11 protein-coding genes are annotated in these 11,688 nt (G+C 44.4%); 4 read left to right on the top strand and 7 right to left on the bottom strand.

Annotated elements, in window-relative coordinates:
- The 4 genes from F0364_RS06235 to F0364_RS06220 form a co-directional block, all read left to right on the top strand.
- A partial coding sequence (locus tag F0364_RS06235; protein WP_207632545.1) for an ISAs1 family transposase occupies window positions 1-345 on the top strand: 345 nt, incomplete at its 5' end.
- Window positions 346-499: 154 nt separating this feature from the next.
- The gene (locus F0364_RS06230; protein WP_153796907.1) at window positions 500-1,273 is read left to right on the top strand and encodes a phosphosulfolactate synthase; all 774 of its coding nucleotides are present in this window, start codon (window positions 500-502) and stop codon (window positions 1,271-1,273) included.
- Window positions 1,273-2,004, top strand: a complete 732-nt coding sequence (locus tag F0364_RS06225) for a shikimate dehydrogenase family protein (protein WP_153796906.1) — start codon at window positions 1,273-1,275, stop codon at window positions 2,002-2,004. The genes F0364_RS06230 and F0364_RS06225 overlap by 1 nt, the downstream gene beginning before the upstream one ends.
- A gap of 171 nt (window positions 2,005-2,175) precedes the next feature.
- Complete coding sequence (locus tag F0364_RS06220; RefSeq protein ID WP_153796905.1) at window positions 2,176-3,168, top strand: YihY/virulence factor BrkB family protein; 993 nt, start codon at window positions 2,176-2,178, stop codon at window positions 3,166-3,168.
- 469 nt (window positions 3,169-3,637) lie between these two features.
- Here F0364_RS06220 and F0364_RS06215 read toward each other — a convergent pair whose 3' ends face one another.
- From F0364_RS06215 to F0364_RS06185, 7 genes are all read right to left on the bottom strand, one after another.
- Window positions 3,638-4,360: a porin family protein gene (locus F0364_RS06215; protein ID WP_207632544.1), complete on the bottom strand. Its 723-nt coding sequence runs from the start codon at window positions 4,358-4,360 to the stop codon at window positions 3,638-3,640.
- Window positions 4,361-4,448: 88 nt separating this feature from the next.
- Window positions 4,449-5,327, bottom strand: coding sequence for a hypothetical protein (locus tag F0364_RS06210; protein WP_153796903.1), 879 nt, complete (start codon window positions 5,325-5,327; stop codon window positions 4,449-4,451).
- A 40-nt stretch (window positions 5,328-5,367) separates the two neighbouring features.
- Window positions 5,368-5,973 carry a tetratricopeptide repeat protein gene (locus F0364_RS06205; RefSeq protein ID WP_153796902.1) on the bottom strand — a complete coding sequence of 202 codons (606 nt, stop codon included), beginning with the start codon at window positions 5,971-5,973 and terminating at the stop codon, window positions 5,368-5,370.
- 180 nt (window positions 5,974-6,153) lie between these two features.
- On the bottom strand, window positions 6,154-7,161 hold the full coding sequence (locus F0364_RS06200; protein ID WP_153796901.1) for a PorP/SprF family type IX secretion system membrane protein: 1,008 nt from the start codon (window positions 7,159-7,161) through the stop codon (window positions 6,154-6,156).
- A 75-nt stretch (window positions 7,162-7,236) separates the two neighbouring features.
- The gene (gene upp, locus F0364_RS06195) at window positions 7,237-7,884 is read right to left on the bottom strand and encodes a uracil phosphoribosyltransferase (RefSeq protein WP_235921018.1); all 648 of its coding nucleotides are present in this window, start codon (window positions 7,882-7,884) and stop codon (window positions 7,237-7,239) included.
- A gap of 88 nt (window positions 7,885-7,972) precedes the next feature.
- The gene (locus F0364_RS06190; RefSeq protein WP_153796899.1) at window positions 7,973-8,284 is read right to left on the bottom strand and encodes a hypothetical protein; all 312 of its coding nucleotides are present in this window, start codon (window positions 8,282-8,284) and stop codon (window positions 7,973-7,975) included.
- A gap of 351 nt (window positions 8,285-8,635) precedes the next feature.
- The gene (locus tag F0364_RS06185) at window positions 8,636-11,509 is read right to left on the bottom strand and encodes an alpha/beta hydrolase family protein (RefSeq protein ID WP_153796898.1); all 2,874 of its coding nucleotides are present in this window, start codon (window positions 11,507-11,509) and stop codon (window positions 8,636-8,638) included.
- Window positions 11,510-11,688: the final 179 nt, after the last annotated feature.

Raw genomic sequence — 11,688 nt, 5'->3', positions numbered from 1 at the left:
ATCTGTATTGAATCTAACAGAACAATACTGTCAACCGGTGAAACACAACAGGAAATAAGGTATTATATCTCAAGCCTGCAGGCAACACCCGAAAATTTTTTAAGCATCATCCGCCAGCATTGGGGTATTGAAAACAAGCTGCATTGGGTGCTGGATGTAATTTTTAACGAAGACCTCAGTACAAAACAGGCCGGTAATGCCGCTGAGAACTTTAGCATTATCACTAAAATAGCCCTCAACCTTTTAAAGAATAATACCACTAAAAAATTAAGCATCAAAAAGAAACGGCTCCTCTGTACCCTGGACAACAACTTCCTCGCTAATACTGTTTTCAATAAATTTTAGATGCGTTTGCCCTGTATTTCAGGACAAGACACAAATATTTTACATCCCATACCGTACACCTGACATCTTACATACCCGGGCTTCCTGGTTGAAACTTTGTACTTTCTTTCACCCGTACTATCTTATTTTTGCCAGCGTTAAATCAGCGATATACATGAATTTCAACTTGTCACAGATTCCGGAACGCAGGAAAAAACCCCGAAGCGAAGGACTAACGATGGTAATGGATAAGGGCCTGAGCATTAATGAAACAGAGAATTTTTTAAGCGTTTCTCATCCGCATGTTGACATTGTTAAACTTGGTTTCGGCACTTCTTTCGTTACGCCCAACCTGAGGGAGAAAATTGAAGTGTATAAAAAGTATGATATCCCTATTTATTTCGGCGGTACTTTATTTGAAGCTTTTTTAATTCGCAACCAGTTTGATGACTATATAGCTGTTTGCAAGGATTATGGCGTTTCTTTCATAGAAGTGAGCGATGGCTCTATCACCATACCTCATGCGGAAAAATGCGGCTACATTGAAAAGCTTACGAGGCATGCCACGATACTAAGTGAAGTGGGCAGTAAAGATGCCCAGCACATCATCCCCCCCTACAAGTGGATAGAACTGATGCGGGCTGAACTGGAAGCCGGCTCATCTTATGTGATTGCCGAAGCCCGTGAGGCCGGCAACGTTGGCATATACCGTGGCAGCGGCGAGGTTAGAGAAGGGTTGGTAAACGAGATACTTACCCAAATACCCGGCGACAAAATTATATGGGAAGCCCCCCAAAAAGCACAGCAGTTATATTTTCTTGAACTGCTGGGCTGCAACGTAAACCTGGGTAATATTGCCCCCGCTGAAGTAATTGCGCTGGAAACTATGCGCATTGGTTTGCGTGGTGATACTTTTCACCTTTTTCTTAACAGCGAAACTGCTAAATAATGCGCCAGTTTGGTTTAATTGGTTACCCGCTTTCGCACTCGTTTTCCCAAAGATATTTTACGGAAAAATTTAAAAAAGAAGGTATACCCGACACTGTTTTCGAGAACTTTTCCATTCCTTCCATCACTGACCTTACGGGCATACTGCAGAACAATCCCCATTTACATGGGTTTTGTATAACTATACCTTATAAAAAGCAGGTTATTGCCTACCTGGATGAAATGAGCGAAGCGGTAAGCCAAATAGGCGCCTGCAATTGCGTTAACATACAAAACGGCAAACTTACCGGTTATAATACTGACGTTGTGGGCTTTGAACAATCTTTTACCCGGTTATTACAACCACACCATACACATGCCCTGCTATTGGGTACCGGCGGCGCAGCCCTGGGGGTAGAATATGTATTGCACAAACTGGGTATTGCTTCTCAATATGTTTCCCGCAATGCCGGCGAAGGCGTTTTTGCTTATGAGGCCATTACTGCTGAAGTGCTGGAACAATACTCCGTTATCATCAATTGCTCGCCGGTGGGCACCTATCCACATACAGAAGAAGCACCAGCTATACCTTATCACCTGCTTACGCCCAAACATTACCTTTTCGATCTTGTTTATAATCCTGCCGTTACCAGGTTTTTGCAATTGGGCCAAAACCAGGGCGCTACTACACAAAACGGTTACGACATGCTGATTGGCCAGGCAGAAGAAGCATGGCGCATCTGGAATAGCTGATACGCCTAAACGCTTACTCAAGAGTTTGGCATGTGTTACATTTTATGTAATTTGATTTTTTGTATTACCTAAGCATTCCGGGGCATGATGATTGCATCTGCGAGCATGTATCCGGAACTATCGGATAAATATTTTTATCCGCAAACCGTTGCTTACACTAAACAGCGATGAATGAAAGCTTTCTTTAAAAATACCTGGACAATACTTAACCACAGCATAGACGACTTTGTTGACAAGAAGATAACCCGTATGAGCGCCGCGCTGGCCTATTACACCGTTTTCTCCATCGCACCCATGCTGATCGTCGTAATTACCCTCTGCGACCTGTTTTACGGCCGCAGCGCTATTGAAGGCAGAATTTATACAGAGATACGTTCTTTTGTTGGCGAACAACCTGCCCTGCAAATACAGCAGCTTATTAAAAATGCTACAGTGTCCAACGATATTACCTGGGCTTCTGTTATTGGTATTATCGCCCTTACTGTAGCCGCCACGAGTGTTTTTGCTGAAATACAGGATTCCATCAACTTTATATGGGGCATAAAAGCCAAGCCTAAAAAGGGGTGGATAAAACTGCTGGTTAACCGCCTGCTAAGTTTTAGCATGCTGGCGAGCCTGGGATTTATACTGTTGGTTTCGCTGCTTATTAATGTAATTATGAATGCGCTGGTGGCAGATAGCGTGCTGGCCAGATTGTTTGACAGCATTACCAAACAATTTCCGGTGATAGCATTATATGCTGCTTATGGCATTAACCAGTTGCTTACATTCCTTACCATCAGCTTTATTTTTGGCATCATCTTCAAAGTTTTGCCCGATGCAAAAATAAAATGGAAGGATGTTCGCATGGGCGCTTTTACAACGGCTATTTTATTTATGCTGGGCAAATTTGTTATAGGTTTTTACCTGGGCAAAACAAGTGTAACAAGTTCTTATGGCGCAGCAGGTTCTGTGGTAATAATTCTGCTGTGGGTATATTATTCAGCAATTATTTTATACTTCGGGGCGGCCTTTACCAAGGCTTATGCGCAGTTTACCGGCAGCCATATTTACCCTAACACTTACGCCGTTTGGATACGCCAGGTTGAGTTAGAAAACAAGGGCGACCTTGCGGATAAACATGGCGCAGATAAAGTTGTTATACCAGAAGAAAAAGTGATATAAAAGTTGCAGGTTACCAGGTTGCAGGTTACCAAGTTGCTGGTTGCAGGTTGCTGGTCCGTTGAAGGGGGGCTTGCGGCAATTACAAAAGCCTGGGTATCGGTTGCATGTTACTAAGTTGCTGGTTAAAAAATTTATATACAACGGATGGCCGTAAACATTAAACTTTGAACAAAAGAACATTGAACAACCAAAGCCCCGTAGTGCGGCAGCAAAACTATCCTGCGGGCAAAGCTGCATAGAGATCCTAGCGTACAAGAGTGCGACGCAAGTAAAGCCTCATATTTGTTCCTTCTGCCGGGCCCATAAAACTTTAATTTTCGATAGAAAATTGCGCCAGCAATCAAAAGTCTGCGGAGTGTCTCTTGCAACTGCTCGTCATTGACAATCAGTAAACAAAAATGCCCACCAACCTGTTGATGAGCATTCTGTTTTGTTAACGTTTCCCCCGAAACATGTAACATACAAGACGTTATAGTAACCTTACACCAAGGCTTAAACTAAGCGTCCTGTACTTATTTTTATCGTCGCTGTTGTTTGTCTGGGTAGAATTTATCTTGGTTAATCCCCAGCCATAATTAAGGCCCAGCATTAACCTGTTGGTTTCAACGCCGGCCAGCGCATTAAGACCTACATCAAACCTTTTCAGCCTGTCGAACCTTGCGCCTTCCTGCTCGCCGGTAGTAGGGTCGTCGTTGTTGAATTTGATGCTTTCACTTGTGGTGGTTTTCTCGCCTAAAACAGATATTTCTGCTTTAGACTTACCGCCGATTCCCATAGCTACATACGGGCCTGCACCAGCGTATATACGCAAATCATTACCGATGGGAAACTTTACTAAAAAATTGGCCGGCAGTTCCAGATAGAGCGGGTTAAACCTGGTTTTTACATAGTTGTCGGATTGATTGTTAGGGTCTGCGTAATAGTCTGCTTTAGCGCCCTTGCCATTTAATAAAAGGCCAGTTTGAAACGAGAAGATATCAGCTATGGGCAAATCAGCAATAACGCCTGCATGAAATGTACCTAAGCTGCGTGAATCGTGTACTGAGCCATCGCTTTTAGTGGAAATATTGGCGGAATTGTAGCCGCCTTTAATGTAAATGCCTCCGGGGTTTAGTTTTCCTTTTTCCTGGGCACTTGCTGCTGTTACAAACAGTGCGGTAACAGCCGCCAACGTCAAAATTTTCTTCTTCATAATCATGGTTTAGAATCACAGCAAATTCCAACACCATGCCAACTTTTCTTATACGTAAAACACTGATTTTCTTTTTAACATATCCCACTCACTCCTCCGTCATGTTTTTAATCATCTGGCTGAACATATAAATTTTTTTTTCAGCTATATCTTCTGTGTCCAGGTGCTTCAATTTATGTTTAAAACATTTACGCAGTAACTGGTACCCTTCCCGGGCTTGTGTGGAATCGTAGAAATTTTTTACCCAATCCTGTTGAACGTCCTCAAAAAATTTAAGCGCAACGCCGCTGGATGAGATAATAAACGGCGTGCTGAACCAGTTATAGTCCACCCTTGTTTTCCTCTTGTCTTTGGCGTCCCGGAATATCATTTGTAAAAACTGCAGGTGGTTTAATGTACGTTTTGCTATCTGCTCTTTGGTTTCGGGCTGTAACGGTTTAACCCGCCAGTTGTTATAAATAATACTGTAGGGGTCTTTTTCCAGGCTGGAATAACGGTCTGGATTTTTACTCAGGTAAAAAATGCATGAAACCAGGCTGTCAAGAAACCGGTTGGCGGTATCGGCAGTTGAAAGTTGCAGGATAGCCTGTGTAAGCAGGCTGTCTGCCTCAAGGTCTATAAAACCTACACCGGCGGTGTCTACTTTCAGGCGAAATGAATCTTTATGGCCCTGCGCGGAAAGATTGATGGTACGGGCGCCGGTATTGTAATGCCAGTTGCCATGAAGGTAGGCCTGCAGCAGGCAAAGGTCGTAACTTCCATCCGGCCTTAGTATCAGCCGGGCATTGCGTTGTGAGGTGGAAGGATCGTCTCCCTCTTCATTATTAACAGCATTGCCAGACAATGAGTCTATATAATGCGGAAGTACAAAGCTGAACCCCCACCGGCCGGTAATTAATTGCTCCGGTGTTTTTTTGCAGGAAGAGATTATAGTAAAAAGGGCAGCAATAAGGGTAAGTTTTTTCATGGATGCTGGGTATTATTCAACTAAAGAATATTCCTTGAAATTATTTACAATAGGCATTAAACTCTTTATTCGCCTCCTCATCGCCTAAATCTTTTGCCTTTCTGAAGGCAGCACAGGCACTATCCTGCATAGTCAGGTTACTATAACATTGGGCAAGTTTTAAGAAAGCTCTTGCGTCGTTTTTATCAACTCCTACAACATATTGATAACAGGCTATGGCATCCCTGTCTCTTTTCAGGCTTTTTAAAACCTCTCCTTTATTAAAGTATGCAATAGCTGGATAGTCAGTACCTAACTCAATTACTTTGTCAAAATCATTTAATGCTTTCTCATAATCTTCATCCATCATAAAAATTGTTCCCCTGTCATGATAACCAACTGAAGAAACGGGCTGCAGCCGGATAAACTTATTAACTGCCTCAAGTGCCTCATCCCTGTACCCCAAGTTAAGGGCGCAAAGATACTTACCTCTTAAAGCATGCAGGTTATCTTCGTCCATAAACAACGCATCATCAAACTCTAATGCTGCATTTGGGTAATCGCCCTCTGCCATAAGCCTGTTGCCTTCTGCAACGTGGTCTTTATTAATGCTAATTTCACAGGAAGATAGTAAAGCTAAAAGGGTAACGGCAATAAAATACTTCATGATTTTGGTTATTTTTCCTGGGGCAGGCTATTTTGGCACACCTTACTTAGTTTAACCTGGGCCACATTGCTGCATAGAATTTCCAGCCGAATAAGTGTTCCAATCTGCTGCTTCGACACGCAGATTGCTCAACCAAAGCCCCATAGCAGCAAAACAGCCAGGGCCCAAAAAATTTTCTTATTAAAACTTAGGACAGGGCAAACCTTTGCTGCCTTCGGGCCGCTTAATGTAAATAAGGGAAATTTCGATACCGCCGCGGCTGTTGGATGCTGTTTTAAGGCTGGAAGTGTTTACGTCGTAAGTAACACCCAGCCTGAAATCGTTGTATTCAAGGCCTACATAAGGTATAATGGCATCGTTCATGCGCATCCAGGCGCCTATATATACACTGGTAGGTTTATCTACCGTCATATCTCCCACAGGTAACTGGGCCGCACCGCCAAAAACGGTTTCGCTGGCGCCAGCCTGCGTACTGTACAAGCCGCTGAAGTGCAGGGTATTGCCTTCGCCAAAAGGTATGTAACCGCCGCCGTGCAGCGTGGTGCGGGGGTCAAGCACATAATAAGCGCCGGTAAAACTTTGCTTCGGGCGGGTAATATGGTACATACTTACACCCAGGTAAAAATTGTTGCGGTCGTTGGTGCTGGCGGTGTATAAAACGCCGGCATTCAAATCCCAATAACTGTTTTTTAGGCTTTGCCCGCTGAAACTTTCCATGGTAACGCCGGTAAACCCGGATGATGTTAACTGGTCTTCAAAAAAAAGTTTTGAAGTGTTGATCATCATGTTGGAATAGGTAGCCTGAAAACCAAGTCCTATCTGTTTAAACCCGTCTTCATCCAACCCTTTGTGAAAGGCGGTGGAAAGTGATAAATAGTTGAAGTTAACAGCCCCGGCGGCGCTTTTATCTGTATATGCCATCACGCCTACGCCCCAGGTATCGCGGAAGTCAAGGGCTTCCTGCATAATGTGAAAATCTGCCGACACTGTAGCGGTTTGGTAGGCCCGGTTAATTGTAGGCCACTGGTTACGGTAGTTGCCCGCCATGCGGAAAGTACCATCAAATTTTCCTGTAAAAGCAGGGCTAAGCGTTAGCGGCGAGGAATAAAACTGTGAAAAGTGAGGGTCTTGTGCGAAGCTCCACTTCATCATCGTTACACACAACAGAAACAATACAATCTTTCGCATGGGTTAATTTTGGCTTTGTAAATATATACAAATAGATTTTTAAGGGTGTAAAATGCGGCAAGTTTAACGGGCAATTTAAGCCTGGTTCTTAGGCCCGAAGGCAAGATCGCCTGCATCGCCCAGTCCCGGCACAATATAGCCTTTGGCTGTAAGTTCATCGTCAATATCGCCGCACCACAGTTTTATAGCATCGCCGGATTCGCGGTGTACAAACTCAATGCCCACGGTGCAGGCAATAGCTGTTACCACATGAATTTCGGCGGGTTCGCCTTCTTCCCGCATGGCGGCAATGGTTTTAACCAGCGAGGCGCCCGTTGCCAGCATAGGATCGCTGATAATAATGATCCTGTTTTCCAGCGTAGGGCAGCTCATGTACTCTAAATTAATTTCAAAAGAGCCGTCGCGGTGGTGTTTGCGGTAGGCAGAGACAAAGGCGTTGTCGGCTTTGTCAAAGTAGTTAAGCATTCCGTTGTGCAAGGGTAAACCGGCGCGTAAAATGGTGGCCAGAACTGGCTGCTGTACAATTTTTTTACTGTTGTGCAGCCCCAGCGGCGTTTGAATTTCCTGCTCCTGCCAGGGCAGCATTTTGCTTATTTCATAGGCTGCTATTTCGCCGATACGCTCAAGGTTACGGCGAAAACGCATACGGTCTCCCTGGATGGTCACATCTCTCAGCTCACTTACCCAATTGCTTACCAGGCTGTGTTGTTCACTTAAATTCATTACCATCGTGCTAAGATAAGCGAGAAACCTATATCTGGGTGGCAGCCCTCCCGTGATTTTTACGCTGCAAGCTTTTTTTAATTGCCGGTTAATAGGTGGTAAAAACAATGATGAATGCCACAAGCAATATTACCAGCAAACCCAGGAAAAAGGCAATATCGGCCACCTGTTCCAGCCTGGCGTTGTTGTTGCTGCGCAGCGAGGCGTAAGAAAAAAGGGCTGCCACGGTAAAAACCAGGGTATCAAAGCTTAGCAATTCATCGGCGTAGGTCTGTAGCCGGGTGTTCAGCAATTTAAACAGGGTTATTACGGTAATACAAACCCCTATCATGGTAGTTGAGCTGCCAAGTATGTGGTGCGCAATGTCCCGGTTCTTGTCCTGCTGGTTAAATAGTTTCATTTGGTGAGTGGTGAATAGTGAGTGGGATTTTTATTATGGCGCCTGCCCACGCTAAGGCGATGGGCACCGGGCTTTCCGCTATTACTCCGCCACAGTAGCCGGGCTGCGAAGGCTTCAGCGGGGTAACCGCTGCAATCCCTGGCGCGGTGGTGTACACGCTGCTTTTTTTGCGTACAGGTTGTTTCAAGTACGAGTTACGAAGTACGAAGTACTTTATGCAAAGCTCTTCATTTGTCTGAAGCAGGCGGCCACAAAAAGCAAATCGCACTTGACATTACTTCTTTACATCGTACATCCCACATCAAACATCTTACATACCCAGGTACTTCGTACTTCGTAAATCGTACTTACTCACCTTCCTTTCATTACCGCCGGTACGCCATCTGTTATCCATTTAGGGGCAGGGGCGTCTTTCAGCAGCCAGTCAAAAAATTGTTGCTCACGAATTTGTATATCCTTACGGTTTTTACGCTCTACCAGGTTATGCGCTTCGTTATTGTAATTAAGCATCCAAACGGGTTTGTTTAACCTGCGCATGGCGGTAAACAGTTCTATACCCTGGTACCAGGGCACAGCGCCATCGGCATCATTACTCATAATTACCAGCGGCGTTTTTACTTTAGGCAGGTGGAATAACGGAGAATTTTCTATATACAGTTGCGGCTTTTCCCAAATGGTGCTGCCGATGCGGCTCTGCTGTTTCTCGTATTGCATCTGGCGGTTGTAACCACTCTCCCACCGTATGCCGCCGTAAGCACTGAACATGTTGGATACCGGTGCACCAGCCCATGCCGCTTTGTACAGGTTGGTTTGTGTAATTAAATAGGCCGTTTGGTAACCGCCCCAGCTTTGGCCCTGCAGCCCTATGCGGGCACTATCAATAAAGCCTTTTTTTATTAAAGCACGTGTGCCGCTTACTATGTAATCGTAGGCACTTTTGCCGGGGTGGCCGGTTGTGTACCAGATATCCGGTACAAACACCACGTAGCCACGGCTTACAAAGAAGGGGATATTTAACCGGCTGGGGGTGGGCGCAGGGGCAATATAATTGTTAAGTGTTTGATTATTGCGTTCGTAGAAATACACGATCATGGGGTATTTCTTCGTGGAGTCAAAATCTTCCGGCTTGTATAATACACCTTCTGTTAATTTGCCGGTATAGGCTTTCCACTTAAACAATTCTGAAGTACCCCAGTAATATTGGGATTGCTGGGGGTTGAGATGGGAAAGTTGAGTTGCTAAAACATCTCTTCCATAGTCACCCGGAATTGGCGGCGCTGTTAACCTCAATAATGAATCTATTTCTCTTGAAGTAACAAAGAGGTCTGGAGATTTCTGATAACTTTCCTTGGAGTAAACATACACGCCTGCATTTTTTGCCTTCAGAAAGCTGTTAATGGCAGGTCCTGATGCCATGGTTACAAATTCCACCATCTGTCCATTATTGGAAAGCGTTCCTACAGCAACATAATTTGTTTTATCTGCTTCCAGGAAAAATTTAAAGCATAATTCTTTTTTGCCATCAATGAATTTTTCATTTTTATCGGTAGTCAAATACCTCCTCTCCAATTTATAACGTGTAAAAAGTTCATCGAATAAGGGAATGGATTTTTCCTTTCCCTCCGGGTCAACCTTCCATACATTGTACCTGTCATAAATCAGTACGTACTTATCATCCTCCATCCATTTGGCAATACCATAGGCGTTGGGGTCATCGGGCACATCATTTTCCTCGTCGTACAGCGGGTATTTTATATCAGCCGCTACTTTATAAAATTGCCCGGTTATACCGTTGTAAACTGAATAACCACGTTTTATATCATCATATAGCAACAGGTATTTGCCGGTGTAAGATGCATACGTGTTGCCCTTGAATTTTTTTGTAATCAACTTCCTGGCGCCGGTTGCGGGGTTAACAGCATATATGTCGCTAAAGGTGTAACCCTGCCATTGCCGCTCTACGCGGTGGCCGGTATCGGTAGCGGTATAAAAAATGTTTCCGTCACCTTCCAGGGTTTCACGTACCAGCCTGAAATTTTCATCGCCCAGTTGTGTTAACTGTTGGGTGGCTACATCCCAAACAGCCAGGTAATTTTTTTTCAGGTCTTTATCAAGGTTTTTCAACTGTACCGTCATCAGGTCGTCGTCCCTGTAATTCCAAACGTCCACATTTACCCTTTCAAATTCAGGTAATGTGGTGTCTTTGGGCGGCAATATGGGTGCTGTTCCTATCAACAGCCTTTTGCCGGATGCGCTGAAATGGATATCAGCATTTTCGCTAATGGCATAGTTGGCAGGCAGGCCAGCGGTAAAACGGTCTGCAATTATCTTAGCGCTGTCGTTACCGGCTGTATAATAATAAAGTTTATAGAATTTTTGCAGGGCTTTAGCGCTGCTGTCACGCTCGGCCACAAATGCAAGCTGTTTGCCCAATGTATCCCAGGCGTAGGCTTTTGCATCATTAAAATTGTAGAGGATAGTATCTTTTACAGCCGCATCCAGGCTATATACAATAACTGAAGGCTTTACAGAATCCTTTTTGCTACCGCTGCTTTCCAAAAGCAATTTTGTTCCATGCTCATCAAATAAATATTCTGTTACAGCGGTAAAAGAGTCTGTAGTATTGGTAACAAGGTTACGCAACATCAGCAGGGTGCCCTCCTCTTTTTTATCTCCGCCATTGCCGGTTTCTTCCGCATCGGCAAAAAGGCCATCGCCGGCAGCGGCGGCTTTAACCGTGCTGTCTTTTTTCTTCGTTGTATCGGCCGCCGGCTTTTCGTATTGCCATGCCAGCCATACAGACGATTTCTCGGGCAGTTTAAACGATTTCACTTTCGCGAATTTCTCCACCTGCATAGAGGCCATGTTAATAACAGCCAAAGAATCTTTTGGCATATCATCGGCTTTTTTCTTTTTTATTTTGGCATCGCGGGTTTGCTGGTAGGCTGGTTTTATTTTACAGAACACGTAGCGGTTATCTTCACTGATGGTTGCAGCATATCCCCGCTGCAGTTCAAGCAGCTTTTTACCATCTGTTTGCTGTATTACCAACAGGGCATCCCCCTCCTGCGGGGTTATAGTGTACACCACAAATTTGCCATCGTTGCTGATGTATTTTTCACCAATACTCTGCCAGCCGTCATAAACGGTATGGTCAAGCGGTTTCTTTTGAGCGGTAAGCACTGTAGCCAATAATAACAGGGGGAAAACAAGCATGCTTTTCATACACCCGAAGATAAGTATGAATAAGTACGATTTACGAAGTACGAAGTACTTTAGGTAAAAGCCTTTTTATTTGCGGCGTTGACGGAAGCTGAATAAGTACGATTTACGAAGTACTTTAGGTAAAAGCCTTTCTATTTGCGGCGTTGACGGAAGCTGAATAAGTACGATTTACGAAGTAC

The organism is Foetidibacter luteolus, assembly GCF_009650435.1.
Lineage (GTDB): Bacteria > Bacteroidota > Bacteroidia > Chitinophagales > Chitinophagaceae > Foetidibacter > Foetidibacter luteolus.
This window is presented reverse-complemented; position numbering and strand designations above follow the sequence as displayed.

Coding starts and splice junctions, on each gene's coding strand:
- F0364_RS06225 (WP_153796906.1), top strand. CDS start 1,273: ATGCGCCAGTTTGGTTTAATTGGTTACCCGCTTTCGCACTCGTTTTCC.
- F0364_RS06230 (WP_153796907.1), top strand. CDS start 500: ATGAATTTCAACTTGTCACAGATTCCGGAACGCAGGAAAAAACCCCGA.
- F0364_RS06190 (WP_153796899.1), bottom strand. CDS start 8,284: ATGAAACTATTTAACCAGCAGGACAAGAACCGGGACATTGCGCACCAC.
- F0364_RS06200 (WP_153796901.1), bottom strand. CDS start 7,161: ATGCGAAAGATTGTATTGTTTCTGTTGTGTGTAACGATGATGAAGTGG.
- F0364_RS06185 (WP_153796898.1), bottom strand. CDS start 11,509: ATGAAAAGCATGCTTGTTTTCCCCCTGTTATTATTGGCTACAGTGCTT.
- F0364_RS06215 (WP_207632544.1), bottom strand. CDS start 4,360: ATGAAGAAGAAAATTTTGACGTTGGCGGCTGTTACCGCACTGTTTGTA.
- F0364_RS06210 (WP_153796903.1), bottom strand. CDS start 5,327: ATGAAAAAACTTACCCTTATTGCTGCCCTTTTTACTATAATCTCTTCC.
- upp (WP_235921018.1), bottom strand. CDS start 7,884: ATGAATTTAAGTGAACAACACAGCCTGGTAAGCAATTGGGTAAGTGAG.
- F0364_RS06205 (WP_153796902.1), bottom strand. CDS start 5,973: ATGAAGTATTTTATTGCCGTTACCCTTTTAGCTTTACTATCTTCCTGT.
- F0364_RS06220 (WP_153796905.1), top strand. CDS start 2,176: ATGAAAGCTTTCTTTAAAAATACCTGGACAATACTTAACCACAGCATA.